The organism is Rahnella sp. PCH160, assembly GCF_047784855.1.
Classification (GTDB): Bacteria; Pseudomonadota; Gammaproteobacteria; order Enterobacterales; family Enterobacteriaceae; genus Rahnella.
Genome location: NZ_JBLOGT010000001.1, coordinates 1,963,567 through 1,980,747, shown reverse-complemented (window position 1 = coordinate 1,980,747; position 17,181 = coordinate 1,963,567). Strand labels below are relative to the sequence as shown.

At 53.9% G+C, this 17,181-nt stretch carries 13 protein-coding genes, 1 tRNA gene and 3 pseudogenes; 5 read left to right on the top strand and 12 right to left on the bottom strand.

The window, feature by feature from the left end; all coding sequences use genetic code 11:
• Positions 1–165 precede the first annotated feature (165 nt).
• Entirely contained in the window at positions 166–1,668 is a 1,503-nt protein-coding gene (locus ACM5QY_RS09250) for an NCS1 family nucleobase:cation symporter-1 (protein WP_416120343.1), read from the top strand.
• Positions 1,669–1,751: 83 nt separating this feature from the next.
• Here ACM5QY_RS09250 and ACM5QY_RS09245 read toward each other — a convergent pair.
• The 4 genes and pseudogenes from ACM5QY_RS09245 to aguB form a co-directional block, all read right to left on the bottom strand.
• A tRNA-Asp gene (locus ACM5QY_RS09245) sits at positions 1,752–1,828 on the bottom strand.
• 139 nt (positions 1,829–1,967) lie between these two features.
• The gene (gene dnaQ, locus ACM5QY_RS09240; protein WP_416120341.1) at positions 1,968–2,705 is read right to left on the bottom strand and encodes a DNA polymerase III subunit epsilon; all 738 of its coding nucleotides are present in this window, start codon (positions 2,703–2,705) and stop codon (positions 1,968–1,970) included.
• Positions 2,706–2,857: 152 nt separating this feature from the next.
• Positions 2,858–3,942: pseudogene (gene aguA, locus ACM5QY_RS09235) on the bottom strand (agmatine deiminase).
• 3 nt (positions 3,943–3,945) lie between these two features.
• A complete protein-coding gene (aguB, locus tag ACM5QY_RS09230; RefSeq protein WP_416120339.1) occupies positions 3,946–4,830 on the bottom strand; it encodes an N-carbamoylputrescine amidase in 885 nt (294 codons plus the stop codon).
• Positions 4,831–5,101: 271 nt separating this feature from the next.
• Here aguB and rnhA point away from each other — a divergent pair, with 271 nt between their 5' ends.
• Positions 5,102–5,569, top strand: a complete 468-nt coding sequence (gene rnhA / locus ACM5QY_RS09225; protein ID WP_056781594.1) for a ribonuclease HI — start codon at positions 5,102–5,104, stop codon at positions 5,567–5,569.
• 21 nt (positions 5,570–5,590) lie between these two features.
• Here rnhA and ACM5QY_RS09220 read toward each other — a convergent pair whose 3' ends face one another.
• Positions 5,591–6,316 (bottom strand): methyltransferase domain-containing protein, encoded by a 726-nt coding sequence (locus ACM5QY_RS09220; protein WP_416120337.1) that lies wholly within the window; start codon positions 6,314–6,316, stop codon positions 5,591–5,593.
• A gap of 43 nt (positions 6,317–6,359) precedes the next feature.
• On the opposite strand from ACM5QY_RS09220, the pseudogene gloB reads away from it, so the two are divergent.
• Together gloB and mltD are read left to right on the top strand one after the other, a co-directional pair.
• Positions 6,360–7,114 (top strand): annotated as a pseudogene (gene gloB, locus ACM5QY_RS09215) (hydroxyacylglutathione hydrolase).
• A gap of 69 nt (positions 7,115–7,183) precedes the next feature.
• Positions 7,184–8,569 carry a murein transglycosylase D gene (gene mltD, locus ACM5QY_RS09210; protein ID WP_416120334.1) on the top strand — a complete coding sequence of 462 codons (1,386 nt, stop codon included), beginning with the start codon at positions 7,184–7,186 and terminating at the stop codon, positions 8,567–8,569.
• A 50-nt stretch (positions 8,570–8,619) separates the two neighbouring features.
• On the opposite strand, the pseudogene ACM5QY_RS09205 reads toward mltD, so the two are convergent.
• A pseudogene (locus ACM5QY_RS09205) lies at positions 8,620–9,947 on the bottom strand (IS4 family transposase).
• Between the two features lie 141 nt (positions 9,948–10,088).
• Positions 10,089–10,919, bottom strand: a complete 831-nt coding sequence (locus ACM5QY_RS09200) for an endonuclease/exonuclease/phosphatase family protein (protein ID WP_416120331.1) — start codon at positions 10,917–10,919, stop codon at positions 10,089–10,091.
• 332 nt (positions 10,920–11,251) lie between these two features.
• On the opposite strand from ACM5QY_RS09200, the gene yafC reads away from it, so the two are divergent.
• Positions 11,252–12,148 carry a DNA-binding transcriptional regulator YafC gene (gene yafC, locus ACM5QY_RS09195; RefSeq protein WP_416120330.1) on the top strand — a complete coding sequence of 299 codons (897 nt, stop codon included), beginning with the start codon at positions 11,252–11,254 and terminating at the stop codon, positions 12,146–12,148.
• A gap of 733 nt (positions 12,149–12,881) precedes the next feature.
• On the opposite strand, the gene ACM5QY_RS09190 is transcribed toward yafC, so the two are convergent.
• The 5 genes from ACM5QY_RS09190 to ACM5QY_RS09170 are packed head-to-tail and all read right to left on the bottom strand — an operon-like array spanning position 12,882 to position 17,180.
• Positions 12,882–13,577 carry a 4'-phosphopantetheinyl transferase superfamily protein gene (locus tag ACM5QY_RS09190; protein WP_416120329.1) on the bottom strand — a complete coding sequence of 232 codons (696 nt, stop codon included), beginning with the start codon at positions 13,575–13,577 and terminating at the stop codon, positions 12,882–12,884.
• The gene (locus tag ACM5QY_RS09185) at positions 13,578–14,807 is read right to left on the bottom strand and encodes a beta-ketoacyl-ACP synthase (RefSeq protein ID WP_416120327.1); all 1,230 of its coding nucleotides are present in this window, start codon (positions 14,805–14,807) and stop codon (positions 13,578–13,580) included.
• Positions 14,804–15,535, bottom strand: coding sequence for a 3-ketoacyl-ACP reductase FabG2 (locus ACM5QY_RS09180; protein ID WP_416120325.1), 732 nt, complete (start codon positions 15,533–15,535; stop codon positions 14,804–14,806). Before ACM5QY_RS09180 ends, ACM5QY_RS09185 begins: the two co-directional genes overlap by 4 nt.
• On the bottom strand, positions 15,532–16,011 hold the full coding sequence (locus ACM5QY_RS09175) for a hotdog family protein (protein ID WP_416120324.1): 480 nt from the start codon (positions 16,009–16,011) through the stop codon (positions 15,532–15,534). Before ACM5QY_RS09175 ends, ACM5QY_RS09180 begins: the two co-directional genes overlap by 4 nt.
• Positions 16,008–17,180: a beta-ketoacyl-[acyl-carrier-protein] synthase family protein gene (locus ACM5QY_RS09170; RefSeq protein ID WP_416120323.1), complete on the bottom strand. Its 1,173-nt coding sequence runs from the start codon at positions 17,178–17,180 to the stop codon at positions 16,008–16,010. Before ACM5QY_RS09170 ends, ACM5QY_RS09175 begins: the two co-directional genes overlap by 4 nt.
• Between the last annotated feature and the right edge of the window lies 1 nt (position 17,181).

The window sequence follows — 17,181 nt, the reverse complement described above, 5'->3', positions numbered from 1 at the left end:
CGTATACCGTTCGATAGTTTAATCGTATACATGAAAATTATTCTTTGTATACAAAAATGAAATATGGCCTGATTTGTGCAGTGCTTCTGTGACTGCTTTTCACCTTTGGGCAGCCGGACACCGGCTTGCGACTTTTACATGTTGTTAATGACAGGAGCACGATTTATGCCAAATCAGGAAATCACCTCCGCCACGGCGTCTTCTGAACAGAGCGCCGGGATCATCAAATCTTATTACAGCCCGCGGCTGTGTAACGATGATTTAGCGCCCACTCGTGACCAAAACTGGAGCTGGTACAACATATTTTCTTTCTGGATGTCGGATGTGCACAGTATGGGTGGCTATGTGGTCGCGGCGAGTTTCTTCACGCTCGGCCTGACCAGTTGGCAAGTTTTGCTGTGTTTGCTGTGCGGAATTTGTATCGTGCAGGTTTGCGCGAACCTGGTGGCGAAGCCGAGCCAGCAGGCGGGCGTGCCTTATGCGGTAATTTGCCGTCAGGCATTTGGCGTATTTGGCGCTAACATTCCGGCGGTGATCCGCGGGCTGATCGCATTTGCGTGGTATGGCATTCAGACGTATCTGGCGGCCAGCGCGCTGATGCTGGTGTTGCTGAAATTCTTCCCGTCCCTGATGCCGCTGACCGTGCCGCACTGGCTGGGTCTTTCTGCGCTGGGCTGGATCTGTTTCGGCATCATGTGGGTATTACAGGCGATGGTGTTCTGGCACGGCATGAGCGCAATCAAGCGTTTCATCGACGTGGCAGGCCCGGCGGTGTATGTCGTGATGCTGATGCTGGCCGGGTGGATTTTGTATAAAACCGGGCTGAGCAATATCTCTTTCACGCTGTCGACCAAAACGCTGACCATCGGCCAGCAAGGCTGGGAAATGCTGACCGCCACGGCGCTGGTTGTCTCTTACTTCTCCGGTCCGCTGCTGAATTTCGGTGACTTCTCACGTTACGCCAAAAGCATGGGTGAAATCCGTAGCGGTAACCGCTGGGGCCTGCCGTTTAACTTCCTGCTGTTCTCGATTGTGACTGTGGTGATTGTATCCGGTACACAATCCCTGTTCGGCCAGATGATCACTGACCCGATTGAAACGGTCAGCCGCGTAGGTAACAGCGTCGCGGTCGCGCTCGGCCTGCTGACCATGATCATCGCGACAATTGGTATCAATATTGTCGCGAACTTCGTGTCACCGGCATTCGACTTTTCCAACTGCTCACCGCAGAAAATCAGTTTCCGCACCGGCGGGATGATCGCCGCCGTCGGTTCTGTTCTGCTGACGCCGTGGAACCTGTTCCAGTCACCGGAGCTTATCCACTATACGCTCGACGTTCTCGGGGCGTTTATCGGGCCACTGTTCGGTATTTTGCTGGTGGATTACTACCTGATCAAACGCGGTCAGATGGATGTCGATGCGCTGTTCAATGCCACGCCTTCCGGCCGTTACTGGTACCGCAACGGGTTCAACCCGAAAGCTATCGCCGCACTGGTTCCTGCTGTACTGATTGGCCTGGTCATCAGCTTTACACCGAGCCTGCATCAGGTGGCGAATTTCAGCTGGTTCATTGGAGCATTTCTGGCAGGCGGCTTTTATCGCTATATCGCCCGCCATGACCGCGCGGCAAGTCACGCGATGGGATATATGAAAACCGAAGTGGAATAAATCGTTGTAACAGGGAGGAAAAAAGCCAGGAAGGCTGAAACGACGAAGCCCTGAGTGATTTCTCACTCAGGGCTTCTGAATAGTGGCGGAACGGACGGGGCTCGAACCCGCGACCCCCTGCGTGACAGGCAGGTATTCTAACCAACTGAACTACCGCTCCGCGTTTTGTTCTGGTTAAGAACGAGGCGGATATTAAGGAATGCCCGCCATTACGTCAATGCTTTTCCTGATATTTTCCACCAACTGCACAGTTTTTCCACACGGCTGATATTTTCAATACAAATCGCAGAAAACGCGCGTCACGAACGCCATAAACAGCTGCCGCCCTTTTTCACCACTAAATCTAACCGTTCTTCATGCCACGCCAGTTCCTGCCAGGTGGCAGTGATCACTTTCAGCCCGGATGCCGGACGCGTCACGCGCTGGATCCCCTGCCCGTCAGCCCCGGTATTTTGTTCACCTTCGTGGGTGAATTTAATACTGGTCTGCCCGCCGGTCATCATCAGATAAACTTCGGAAAGAATTTCGGAGTCAAGTAATGCGCCGTGCAGCGTTCGTTTGCTGTTGTCGATCAGGTAGCGATCGCTCAGCGCATCGAGGTTGTTACGCTTACCGGGAAACAGCTTACGCGCCATCGCCAGGCTGTCGGTGATTTTGCAGAACGTTTCGGTTTTCGGCAGATTGCGGCCGAGCATACCAAACTCGTAATCCATAAAGCCGATATCGAACGTTGCGTTATGAATGACTAATTCTGCACCGCGAATGTATTCGATGAAATCATCGGCGATGTCGGCAAACACCGGTTTATCGGCAAGGAATTCGTCACTGATCCCGTGGACGCCGAAGGCTTCCGGGTCAACCAGACGATCGGGTTTGAGATAAACGTGATAATTGCGCCCTGTCAGGCGACGGTTAACCACCTCAACGGCCCCGATCTCAATGATCCTGTGCCCTTCATAATGAACGCCGAGCTTATTCATACCGGTAGTTTCGGTATCGAGAACGACGATCCTGGTAGATGTGTTTTGTAAATCCATGGCTATTTACCCAACCCTGCCGATCATTTTGAAACGAAACCCTGGCGACAGAGGCATCGTGATTGCGTCACAGAGTACCATCAGGGGGATGCTTAAGTCATTTCGCCGGAGAAGTTGATGGGCCCGCAGCATGACGCCGCGGGCACTTCATCTTACGCGGGGATTTGCTGAGTGATGCAGTGGATGTTGCCACCGCCCAGCAGAATTTCACGGGCCGGAACGCCGGTCACTTTGAAATCAGGGTACATCTCTGCGAATAATGCCTCGGCCTGTTTATCCGTTTGCGGGTCCAGCAGCGGGAAGATGATGTGCTGATTGCTGATGAGGTAGTTGACGTAAGACGCCGCCAGACGGTTGCCTTCGTGGCGTTCAATCGCCGTTCCCGGCAGCACATCAATGGTCTCTTCTGCGCTGGCGAACAGCGTCGGCGGCGACGGCATTTTCCAGATTTTCAGGCTGCGGCCTTGGGCATCTTTCGTCGATTCCAGCACTTTCAAGGCGGCAAGAGAACGCGCGTATTGCGGGTCGTTCTGATCATCAGTCCAGTGCAGCACAACTTCGCCCGGACGAACAAAACAGCACATGTTATCGATGTGACCGTCGGTTTCGTCGTTAAACACGCCGTCTTCAAGCCAGATGATTTTCTTAACGCCCAGATATTCCTGCAACTGCTCTTCGATTTCTGACTTCGAAAGATCCGGATTACGGTTGGGATTAAGCAGACATTCCGCTGTGGTCAGCAGCGTACCTTCGCCGTCAACATGGATTGAACCGCCCTCAAGCACCAGACTCGTGGAGAGATACGGAATGTGATGATAGTTCGCCACCTGACGGGCGACCAACTGATCGCGATCCCAGCTGGAATACAGGCCGCCATTGAGCCCCCCCACGCATTAAACGTCCAGTCGATCGCCAGACGCTCACCTTTTGGATTGATCACGATGGTCGGGCCAGTGTCGCGCATCCAGGCGTCGTCACTTTCCATTTCCACCAGCGTAATCTGCGAAGGCATCAGGCCACGGGCGTTCTCCATCTCCGCAGCAGGTACCGCCATGATAACCGGCGTGGTGCTGGAGATGGCCGCCGCGACGGCAGAAAAAGCCTGTTGCGCAGGACGTCCGTTTGAACGCCAGTTGTCCTTGCGGTAAGGCCAGATCATCCAGACAGCCTGCTGCGCCGCCCATTCGGCCGGCATCGCAAAACCTTCACGCTGGGGTGATGCAGGAATAGAGGACATCAGTTATTTCCTCGTTGAGCCGTCGGAAGTGGCAATCGCGCCGTACATTTCCGGACGACGGTCGCGGAACAGGCCCCATGACGCGCGCTGCGCGGCAATCGCATCCAGATCAAAGGTATGAACCAGCACGGTTTCTTCTGTCTTACCGGCTTGCGCAACCAGTTCGCCGGTCTGATCGGCAATAAACGAAGACCCGTAGAAGGTCATTTCATAATCGGGAATGAATTTACTTTTTTCCGTACCAATGCGGTTAGAGGCAATCACCGGCACCAGGTTCGCTGCCGCATGACCTTGCTGAACGCGGGTCCAGTGCGGCTGGCTGTCGATTTCAGGATACGCGGGCTCAGAACCAATCGCCGTCGGGTAGAAGATGATTTCCGCGCCCTGCAATGCCAGGCAACGTGCGGTTTCCGGGAACCACTGATCCCAGCAAATCCCTACGCCGATTTTCGCGTAACGGGTATTCCAGACTTTGAAACCGGTATCGCCGGGAATGAAGAATTGTTTTTCCTGATAGGCAGGGCCGTTCGGAATGTGGGTTTTGCGATAAATATCCAACACGCTACCGTCAGCATCAATCATGACCAGCGAGTTGTAATAAGCGTTGTTGCACTTCTCGAAGAAGCTCAGCGGCAGCACCACTTCCAGTTCTTTTGCGAGTGCGGAGAAATGACGGATGAGCGGGCTGTTGGTCAGCTCCTGCGCCAGGGCGTAGTGTTCCGGGCTCTGATCGATACAGAAGTACGGTGCGGCAAAAAGCTCCTGAATCAGAATGACTTGCGCGCCCCTGGAATGTGCCTCGCGAACCAGCTTTTCGGCATTAACAATATTCTTTTCCAAATCCCAGCTGCAGCTCATTTGTGTTGCAGAAACCGTTACATTTCTCATCAGACATCCTTAAAGCATTGAAAAATTAGCAGTGAAAAAACCATGAAAGGCGGAACTCGCTCAGAGTTTTGAACTGCCACTCTGCATTTTCCTATTATATTGCAAAAGACAGCGCTCTCCAGCCAAAAGAGTGATGAATGCCCGGATAACCGGTAGCAAAAGCCCCTCTTCGCCCCTCTTTCAGACAGTTGTACCCCAAGATATTACTGTGACCGGCGCAGAGGTTTATGTCAGACTTGGTTTTTACATTTGATGAAAGAGCCTGCCAGAGATGACCAAACAGGTAGAAATTTTCACCGACGGCTCCTGCCTCGGCAACCCCGGCCCCGGCGGTTTTGGTGCGATTTTACGCTATAAGCAACACGAAAAAGAGTTCAGCGCGGGTTTCCGGCTGACCACGAATAACCGCATGGAAATGATGGCGGCCATTGTTGCGCTCGAAGCCCTTTCTACGCCGTGCGAAGTCACGTTAAGCACCGATAGCCAGTATGTGCGTCAGGGGATTACCACCTGGATCCATAACTGGAAAAAACGTGGCTGGAAAACCGCAGACAAAAAACCGGTGAAGAATGTCGATTTATGGAAGCGTCTTGATGCAGCCATCCAGACTCATCAGCTGAACTGGATGTGGGTTAAAGGCCACGCAGGTCATCCTGAGAACGAACGCTGCGACGTGCTGGCAAAAGAAGCAGCGGGGAATCCGACGCTGGAAGATGTGGGTTATCAGGCTGAGAATTAAACGACAAAGCATCGGGCACACTCAGTCCCGATGCTTTTCCCGATAACTTTTTGTCGCTCCGACGGCCTGCTGTATTTTCTGTTTCTGCGCATGGACTTTTTTCGCCGTTGGCGTGAGCGGGAACGTGCGTTTGCGGGCGATGATCAGGGTCATGCAGCCCAGCGCGGGCAAATGCGTACTCAGCAATTTCCCGCCATTTTGTTTCCACGGCAGCACATGAAAACGCCGGTGAACCATCACTTCATAATTGAGCAATGACAGCCAGTCGAGCAGCCGCATCTGAGTAAACAGACGGCTGCTGTAAGGCTGCCGTTTGCGAAAGATCGGCATCAGTTTGCCGATCCCTAACAGGCTCAGCGGATTAAAACTGCTCAGCACCATCCAGCCATCATCAATCAGCACGCGGTCAACTTCCCGCAGAATACGGTGCGGGTCATCCGCATACGCCAGCGTGTGGCTCAGCAAACAGGCATCGACCGATTTAGCCGCAAACGGTAAATAGTAAGGGTCGCCCCTGACGTGCAGCCCTTCGCCTTCCGGTGCAAAATTGACCTGATGCGAGATAGGACAGGCTTCTGCGTTGATTTCGGCACTTAATGCGCCGATTTTCAGCAGGTGAAAACCATAGAGTTTTCCCCACCAGGGTTGCAGTTGTTGCTCAAGCGCGGCACGGTAATAGTCGCCGCAGGGAATATCTTCCCAGGATGCCGGTGCAACAATGGTCTTACGGGCGCGGGCTGGTCGCATATTTTATTATCTTCTTTCAAGCAGTTGCCAAAGAGAGGTTGCCATGAATCTTATCAGTATTCCTGCCCTGCAGGATAATTACATTTGGATGCTCGATGACCAGAAAGGGCATTGCCTGATTGTCGATCCCGGTGAGGCCGCACCTGTTTTGGCCGCCCTGAAAACAGCAAATTTAACGCCAACCGCGATCCTGCTTACACATCATCATCACGACCATGTGGGGGGGTAAACGAAATTTCCAGCCATTTTCCCGGTCTGAAAGTGTACGGACCTCACGAAACTGAGAACAAATTTAGTCAGATTAGTCTTAAAAACGGCGACAAATTGGTAATTGGCGGTCTGGAATGGCAGATTTTTGCTACGCCCGGTCACACACTTGGTCATATTTCATACTATAGCGCGCCTTATCTTTTCTGCGGAGACACGATGTTTTCCGCCGGATGTGGCCGTCTGTTTGAAGGAACGCCAGAGCAAATGTACCAGTCGTTTCAACGGATAGCGGCGCTACCGGACGAAACATTAGTCTGCGCGGCGCACGAGTATACTCTCTCAAATCTTAAGTTTGCGCGCTCCATTTTACCGGAGGATCATGATATTCATTCTCATGAGCACAAAGTGCAACAAATGCGTGAAAAGGGACAATCTTCCCTGCCTTCAACCCTCGGTCTTGAGCGTAAAATTAACGTCTTTTTACGCTGCGATGATATTGATTTACAAAACAAATTAAACCTTAACGTTCCCTTAAAGACGGGCTCGCAGGTTTTCGGCCATTTAAGGGCACTCAAGGACACCTTCTAGACCCAAAGGTTGTGTTTTTCATCGAAGCAAAGTATTATCGCTCGTCTTTTAAGCAACTATGACACACACATGAAGGCAAACGCGATCCTAATAATCGCCTCCATGTTGCTCACAGGTTGCCAGGCGTCCAGGCAGGGCGTGAAGGTACCCGAGCAACATGCACAGAGTTTGTCTTCGGCAAGTCAAAGTGAAGCAGGACAGTACACAGATGATGGCCGTGCGGCCTCTGGGGGATGGTTGGATGGAAACGACACCGTCTCCCAACAAAATTTGTGGAACTTCATAGGCGACGAGCTGAAGATGAAGGTTCCGGATAATCCCCGGATCCGCGAGCAAAGAGTTAAATATTTAAAAAATAAGAGCTATCTCCACGATGTAACATTACGGGCAGAGCCGTACATGTACTGGATCACCGAGCAGATTAAGAAACGTAATATGCCGATGGAACTGGTACTGCTACCCATAGTGGAGAGCGCTTTTGACCCAAAAGCAACCTCATCAGCTAACGCTGCTGGGTTGTGGCAGATTGTGCCACAGACGGGTCGCAACTATGGTTTGAAACAAAACCAGTGGTATGACGGACGCCGCGATGTTGTGGCTTCCACGACTGCTGCGCTTGATATGATGCAACGCCTGAACAAAATGTTTGGTGGTGACTGGTTACTGACCATTGCCGCGTATAACAGTGGTGAAGGCCGAGTGATGCAAGCGGTTAAAGCGAATAAAGCCAAAGGTCGATCGACTGAGTTTTGGGCACTGGCGCTTCCGCGTGAAACGTCGATTTACGTGCCTAAGATGTTAGCGCTGAGCGATATTTTAAAGCACAGCAAAAAGTACGGTATCAGCCTGCCGCAACCGAGTGAAGACCGTGCCCTGGCGCGTGTTGAAGTCGGCCAGCAGATGCAGTTGACCCAGGCCGCTGAAATGGCCGGGATGTCCCTGACGAAGCTGAAATCGTTTAATACTGGCTATAAGAAGAATGTGACCGCGCCGAATGGCCCGCATTACATTGTTCTGCCGAAGGCGCATGCCGACCAGTTAAAAGACTCTCTGGCTGATGGCGATATTGCCGCAGTGCAGGAAACGAAACTGGCCAGCAACACTCCGTCAGGTGCAAAGCAGTACAAGGTCCGCTCCGGCGACAGCTTGTCCAGCATTGCAGCCCGGCTGAATGTGAAAACCCGTGATTTACAGCGTTGGAACAATTTGCGCTCAGCAGGCGCGTTAAAAGTTGGGCAAACACTGCAAGTGGCGGATAACAGCGTCAGCGAAACCAGCGTAAACGGCGGCAGCATCACTTATCAGGTACGTAAAGGCGATTCGTTGTCGAGCATTGCCAAGCGTCACGGCGTCAACATCAAAGATGTGATGCGCTGGAATGCAAATGCCGATAACCTGCAGCCGGGCAACAAGCTAACGTTGTTCGTCAGCACTAAGATGAGCCCGGATACCTGATAGTATCGACCATAAAAAAGCACCCTGAACATTCCGGTAATGCCAGTCAGTTAAGCAACTGACTGGCTTTTTTCCTGTGCTTTTGGATACTTCCGGGGTCTTTCCTTCACCACTCTCGGAAAGGCCCTTTCTCTTCTTATCGGCAGCTTCACCATCTGCGCCATACTCTCCAGATTACGCAACAGTTCGGGGATCCGGCCCGGAGATGCGCCCTGAAGCGTCATTAACATCCTCATCACCAGACTGCACGAGTCTGAGAAGCTTAGCTGATTCGGCCAGTAACCCTTTAGGGTTTTAGACATCTTAATCATCTGATAACGAACAAGATTATAGGCTAGTAATACCCCCCATAACTCCTGCTCGACAAGTTCTGGTTTTTTACTTCTCAGCGTTAACCGACTCAGTAACATCGTCTGCTTAATTTCACGATAACCCAGTTCGATTTCCCAACGGTGGCCGTAGAGATCGGCCATTTCCCCCCCGGGTACCGCATGGCATCTGTCATTGAGGTCAGCAGATGGCAGACTTTGCCTTTACGGGTAAACGTCAGAAGGCGAGCCGTCATTTCCTCCCCCAGATCAGGCCACTTTTTCCGGGCCTGAGGACTGGTTTTCATCCTTATCAGATGATCGCCTTTACCGAGTTTTCGCACCTCTTCGTACTGCGCTCCTTTTTTCAACGGGATCATCCAGTGACGGCTCTCTCCCGCCTGATGCCAGGCATTCAGCAGCCCCAGAGAATAATAACCTTTATCGAGTAAAGTCAGTGTGTTATCGCCTGTTTGTTCTATCAGTTTTTCTGCCAGCGTATATTCGCTTTCTTTCATCGTACCGAAGGCGGCAGCCGTAAGCAGGTGGCTGGTCAGTTCCATCTGGCAGACCATTTTCACCTGCGGATAAAGCCCCGGTTGCCCGGCATAGGTCTGTCGCGGGAAAGCCACATCATTTTCTGGTGTATCCTGGGTTCGCCAGACGACACCGTCCACCGCCAGTAATGTCAGACCACACCAGTGTGGATGGGTGACGGAGTTGTGCCACACCTGTGCCGTTTGGGTAAACACGCGGCGAACGGCATCACTTCCCAGGCGCTGGCGGGCCTGGATAACGGCGCTTGGGGCAACGAAGGGCCGGTTGCCGGGGAGCATAATATCCAGCCGGTTCACGATTTGGTGGAGGGGTTCTTCGCGTTCGAGCGCCATGCCAATGATGCACCAGACCATCATTTCCAACGGGAGACGGCGTTTACGCAGCGTGACGGAACCTGACTCGGCCAGACAGCGGGAGACAAGGTCGGGATCCAGAACATCACCGAGAGAAGTCAGAGGGTTACGGGTAGAGTCGTAGCAGGAAACGAGCTCAAGAGCCTGAGCAATGCGCATAAAAAAAATCCAGAAACGAAGAACGTTTCTGGATTTTTACACAGCCACTGGATCGTTCAACTGATCCTTAACTGATCGGCATTACCTGAACATTCCGGGTGCTTTTTTTATGTCTGCATCTTTTGAGAGAGTAAATAAGCGCTATTGCGTCAGCGGCTTACCGGAAAGCGGTTTATTGTTAATCTGATTACTGGTCAAAAAGTCCACCCGTAACGGGTTATGGTCAGAAGCGCGGGTTTCCATGACTGACGCACTTTTCACGCTGAGGTCACGATAGAAGATAAAGTCCAGCGGCCTGCCGAATGCCCGTTTGCGGTAATCGGATGGGAAACGCACTTCCTCCAGATGAATATTCCCCGCAAAGCCAAAGAGTGCATTGATGCGTTGTTTACTCCAGGCGTTGAAATCCCCCGCCATAATCACCGGCCCTTTGTGGTTGGCAATCTGTTCGCCAATCGGGTCAAGCTGCTTGCTGTAGACGTCGATACCGATACTGAAATTCACCGCGTGAATATTCACAACCATCAGCAAACGGCCATCTACTAACGGATAGACCGTGACCAGCGCCGATTTAGACAGCCTCAGAAGCGGCTCACGCTCACGCAGCGGGCAACAATAAACCGGATGCGCCGCTGACAGCGTCATCACGCCAGAAGGGTGCTGAGGGAGCATAAACGCAGGTACCTGATCGGCCGCCAGATAGTTGGACGTAGCAAAATGGATCAGTTCCGGCGTGGTCTGCGCTTCCTGCAGCAACACCAGCTGCGCATCTTTGCCATAATCCCGCAGAACTGACAACCAGTCAGCCCGCTGCTGTTTGAAGATATTCCACACCATGACGCGCAAAATATTTGAGTTGGGTAGCGCGGCTCCCGGCGGCAAATCCGGTCCAAGATGTGCAGGGACCCCGGGAAAGATTTGCTCTGCGGGCTGACCGGCGACATACCTCATTGCATATGTTTTTTTCCGCACACTAATCGCCTGTTTACCCGTTGTATCGATGCTATATGAGAGAGTTTCTCACAGCGAAAGTTCAGTATACGCCCGCAGACGCTCAGGCCAAATCTGTTTACATTCGTATACAACCCGGTCACATCTTCAGGCGGGTATCAAATAAAAAATGGCCAGGCGGTTGGTTTGGGATGTTATGCGACACCACCGTTGCGCTGATGCGATTGCTGTCAATGCAAGCGGCATAACCTTTACTCCGCAATGAATTTCGATTTGATGGCGGCTGTTTTCGGCTTGTGCTTAAATGACATAAATAACCAAAGTATCAAATTATTTATGCTGGAGTAACATCAATGCGAGCCAGTTCAGAAGAGTTGATTACCTTTGTGACCGTGGTGGAAAGCGGCAGTTTCAGCCGGGCGGCGGAACAACTGGGGCAGGATAATTCGGTGGTCAGCCGGACGCTGAAACGTCTGGAACAAAAACTGGGAATCACCCTGCTCAACCGCACCACGCGTCAGATCAGCCTGACGCACGAAGGCGAACGTTATTTCGTCCGCGTGCAGAAAATCCTGCATGATATGGCCGCTGCCGAAGATGATTTGCTGGAGAACCGTGACGATCCGCAGGGCCTGTTGCGCGTCGACGCCGCAACGCCGGTGATCCTGCACGTCATTACCCCGCTGGTCGCAGAATTTACCGAACGCTTCCCGAAGATGTCGCTGGCGCTGTTCTCGTCCGAGAGCAACATCAATCTGATCGACCACAAAGTGGATGTTGCCATCCGCATCGGCGAGCTTGAAGATTCCAGCCTGAGGGCACGTGAGCTGATGTTGAGCTACCGCAGCGTAATGGCGTCGCCGGATTATCTGAAAAAATGGGGCACACCCAAAACTGCCGACGAGCTGTTGAAACACCGCTGTCTGGGCTTTAACGAAGTGGTTGCACTGAACAAATGGCCGCTGCTGTGCGCTGACGGCCAGCAACTGACGGTCACGCCGTTTATCAGTTCCGGCAGCGGGGAAACCCTGCGCCGGCTGTGTTTGCAGGGCAATGGTATCGCCTGTTTATCCGATTTTATGACTGACGAGGATGTGCAGCGCGGGGATCTGGTGAAACTGCTGGTACCGGATGTGATGCGGATTGCGATGCCGTTGCATGCGGTTTATTACAGTGACCAGACGGTGAGTACGAGGATCCGGTGTTTTATTGATTTTCTGAGCGAAAAATTAGGGCAAGCCCAGAGTTAATCTGGATCGAGAGAGTTTCGGCTTCTCACTTGCAGTGACGGCTTCACTCAGGTCAAGACCTTGGGCTCGCCGCCCAAACTGGCCTCAGGTCAAAATCAAGACCTTGGGTTGCCACCCAAACTGGCTTTAAGAGGCGCCTGTCGCCGCGCCTCTTAAAAATCTCCGGCTCTTTCACTGCGCGCTATCGCTGGCTGGCTACGTTTCAGGGACTTTTGCTAGTGCCGCAAAATCCCGCCGCTGCGCGGTTCCCTTCCGTCGGGTTACAAATCTCGCAAAAAACGCTCGTTTTTACACCACTCCTACGGCGTGATTTTTGAAAGCGGCTGGAGGCTTTTTCAATTCAAAATCAGCCTGCATCGTTCTTCCGAATTACATAGCCCTAGCCGCTTTCAAAACGACGTCGAGTGAGTGGTGAGAAACGGCGAGAGTCTTTTTTCTCGCTGGTTCGAATCCGAAATGAGAGAACCGCGCAGCGGGGGCGTTTGCGGCACTAGCAGGAGTTGCTGGAACGTAGCCAGCGAGCGATAGCGCGGGTTGAAAAAAGCGCGGAGGAGTCCAGAGGAGGGAAAGCACTTCCCTCCTCTGGTCGGTTTCGGCGCGAAAGGCCAGGCGATCACCGCACGTGAGAAACCGAAATCATCTCGGTCAAGCCCTCACGGCAACTGAGAAACCGAAATCATCTCGCTCAAGCCCTCACGGCAAGTGAGAAACCGAAATATTCTCGGTCCAGCCCTCAGCCCGATCGCAGATGAATCAACCCCCACTGGCGAGCGACGCGCTGAATAATCCGCCCGCTTCGGGCATCAAAACCATACTCTTCACACGCCGTCACGCTCACCGGCAATGCCATTGCAGACATCACGGTTTCTCCGGCGGCCCACCACAGTTTGCTGTCCGTCGCGGATTCGGGGGAAAATTGCCCGGCATAGGGATCCAGCCGGATCCGTTCCATCTGCCACACGCTTCCGGCCTGCTGTTTCAGCCAGGCTTCGCGCAGACACCATAATTGCCAGAACGCATTTAGCGGGTTTTCCTGTTCCGTCAGCCAGCAAAACTCGGTTTCGCTGAATGCCTGCCTCGCCACGTCCAGATACCGCGCCCGTGGCCGTATCTGTTCGACGTCGCCGCCCGCTTCGCCCGCGGCGCACAGCACCAGTTGCAGGCTGTTAACGCTGTGACTGAGGGAGAAATGGGGCAGCGAAGGATCGGTAAAAGAGGGTTTACCCCGCGCGGAAATTTGCATTTCTGGCAGCATTTCCTGTCCGCTGGAAGCAAACAACGCTTCGGCCAGCAGCGCCCTGCCCGCGCGCCATTGCTGGCGGCGGGCAGGATGCAGGTTTTCACTTTCCGCCAGCAGTTCTGCGGGCAGGCGTGACAGCGGAAAAGTGTCATCCAGCGACGCGGTGATAATGCGCGCAGAATTTATCATTTACGGCCAGCGGCGGAAAACCAGCGACGTGTTAATGCCGCCAAACGCAAAGTTGTTCGACTGGATAAACTCGGTCTGGATATGGCGCGATTCACCCATGATGTAATCCAGTTCACCACAAAGCGGATCCGGCTGATTCAGGTTGATGGTCGGCACAAACCGGTCTTCGCGCATCATTTCCAGCGACATCCAGGCTTCCAGTGCGCCACAGGCCCCCAGCGTATGACCGAAATAACTTTTGAGCGACGAAATCGGCGTCTGATCGCCAAACACCGCAGCCGTGGCGTGGCTTTCAGCGATATCGCCACGGTCGGTTGCCGTGCCGTGCGCGCTGATGTACCCGATTTCAGCCGCCGGGATCCCGGCGTTTTTCAGCGCCTTTTCAATGCAAATCTGCATCGTGGATTGCTGCGGCTGGGTGATATGCGCCGCATCGCAGTTGGTCGCGAAGCCCACTATTTCAGCATAAATTTTCGCGCCACGCGCCTGTGCATGTTCGAGCGATTCGAGAATTAACGCCCCGGCACCTTCGCCAATCACCAGACCATCGCGCTGTGAATCAAACGGACGCGGCGATAATTCCGGGTGATCGTTTTGCTGACTGGTGGCAAACAGCGTGTCGAATACCGCCGCTTCTGACGGGCAAAGTTCTTCTGCGCCGCCTGCTACCATCACGGTCTGGTAGCCGTGTTTGATGGCTTCGTACGCGTAGCCGATGGCCTGACTGCCCGATGTGCAGGCGCTGGACGTCGGGATCACACGCCCTTTGAGGCCAAAAAACAACCCGGCGTTGACCGCTGTGGTGTGCGGCATCATCTGCACATACGTCGTGCCGGTAATGTTGTTGGTATGTTTTTCCGTCAGCATGGTAGCGAATTCGCTGACCGGTCCGGTGCTGCCGGTGGATGAACCGAAAGCAATGCCCGTTTCGCCGTTGGTCAGGACTGGGTCTTCCAGCAAACCGGCCTGTTCCAGCGCCAGTTCGGTGGCGCGGGTCGAAAGCAGGGAAACGCGCCCCATCGAACGGATGCGTTTTCGGGTGTAATGCGCAGGCAGTTCGAAATCATCAACGGGCGCGCCAAGGTGCGTATTCAGCCCCTGATAAATCAGCCATTCATCCATGTGGCGGACGGCATTTTTCCCCTGTTGCAGGCGCGCGCTCACGTCATCCCAGTGGTTACCGAACGCCGTAATGCCTTTCATGCCAGTAATCACGACACGCTGAGTCATACCATACCTCCGTTAATGGAGATCACCTGACGGGTGACATACCCCGCGATGTCGGACATCAGATAGCTCGCCAGCCCGGCCACTTCTTCCGCGCTGCCCATACGTTTCAGCGGGATCATGCCCATCGCAGCGTCGAGCGCCGGTTTTTCCATATCGAGCATGCCGGTATCAATCAGCCCAGGCGCAATGCAGTTGACGGTAATTTTGCGCTTCGCCAGCTCCAGCGACAGCGCTTTACATGCGCCAATAATCCCGGCTTTGGCGGCACTGTAATTCACCTGGCCACGGTTGCCCGTGATGCCGGAAACTGAAGACAACGCAATAATGCGGCCGCCCTGACGCAGGCCAATCATCGGCATGACGCAGGGTTGTAAGACGTTGTAGAAACTGTCGAGATTGGTGTGGATCACGCCGTCCCAGTCTTCGTCCGTCAGTGCCGGAAACGCGGCGTCACGGGTAATGCCGGCATTATTGACGACGCCGTAGTAAGCGCCATACGCTTCAATATCGCTCTCAATTACGTCGCGGCACAGCGCGCGGTCACTGATATCGAACTGAATCAGTCGCCCCTTTCCGCCGGATTCTTTTATCTGTTCCAGCGTGTGTTCTGCTCCGCTTTTATCGCTGTGGTAATGAACCACAATCTCGAAGCCGTCCGCTGCCAGTTGCCAGGCAATCGCTTTACCGATCCCTTTGCTGGCTCCGGTCACTAATACCGAACGCGTCATTCCTGTTTCCCCTGTGTGAGCGTAATAAGTTCGTCCTTTGCTGGCTGATACGTATTCAGCCTTCCCTGAGCAACCTGAAGGTTGTCTTTTTCCTGTTTAATACTGATAACACCTTCAAAGCAGGCGAGTTTTTCATCGCGTAATACCATTGAAACGCTGATAAGTAATTCACTGCCCGCCGCAAACTCAGGAACGCTGCATTTTATCGCACGACCGCCGAGTAACATGCCAACCTCCGGAGGCTGGCCGGATTGCGCACCGTGCCAGCCGCTCCAGACGCCAATAGTCTGTGCGATCAGTTCGATGGCATACCACGCAGGTAAGGCGCCACGGGCATTCAGAAAAGGTGCCAGTACGCCGTCAGGTGAGACGACGACGCGGCAAAGCGCGGTTTCTTCCGCCACGCTGATGACGTTTTCCAGCAACACCATTGGCGCGTCGTGTGGCAAATATCTGGCGGCGGGCAGTGTGCTCATGACGGCCTCCCGATCACAATGCTGGCGTTGTTGCCACCAAAGGCGAAGGAGTTGGACAAGATAACCGGACGCTCCAGCCTTTGCAGCGCATAGACCAGACGGATATCCGGCAGGCTGGCATCACGCGCCGTTATACTGAAATCCTGAGGCGGCAGATTGAGATTTTGCGTCAGGATCAGCCAGCTCAGCGCCGCTTCTGTCGCACCTGCCGCGCCCAGCGTATGACCGGTTAGATGTTTGGTCGAGCTGCACGGGATCTGGCTGCCGAATACGCGATGGATCACCGCCGATTCCACCTGATCATTAAGCGGTGTGGCGGTTCCGTGCGCATTAATATAACCGACGTTTTCAGGTTCAAGCCCCGCTTGCTGTAACGCCATGCGGATGGCCCGTTCTGCGCCCGCACCTTCAGGATGTGGCGCGGACATATGCCACGCGTCCGAAGACTCCCCGGTGCCCAGCAGCGCGACATCCGCCGGTTCACGCGTCAGTAAAATCAGCGCCGCCGCTTCACCAATATTAATGCCATCGCGATCCTGCCCGAAGGGTGTACAACGGCCACGGGAGAAAGATTCCAGGCTGTTGAAACCGTTGACCGGCATCCGGCACAGGCTGTCCGCCCCGCCGACCAGCGCGGCATCAACCAGCCCGGATTGAATCAGCCGCATCCCGCTGATAATGGCTTTCGCGCTTGATGAACACGCGGTCGATAGCGTGTACGCCGGGCCCGTCAGCCCCAGCAGTTCTGCCATAAATTGCGAAGGATCGCCGAGTTCCTGCTGCTGATAATCATAGCCTGGCGGGAAAGCACCGTGCTGATGATGATGGCGCACCGCGTCTTCCCCTTCAGCAATACCGGAGGTGCTGGTGCCCATAATCACCGCAACGCGTTCGTGGCCATAACGGGCAATGATGTCGCTGACCGGCGTTTCTATGTGCGCCAGCGCCGCCAGCAACAGCTGGTTATTGCGGCTGCGATGCGCGGAAAGCGAATCCGGGATCGCCGGTAAATCGCCCGTCACCGTGCCGAGCCAGACCGGGCGATTTTCCGTCAGCCAGCCTTCCTGCTCAGACATGCCCGGTGAAACACCCGCCGTCAGGCTGGCAGCAATCTGCGCGTTGTTGTTTCCCAGCGCGTTAACCATGCCCACGGCCGAAAAGTAAATCATG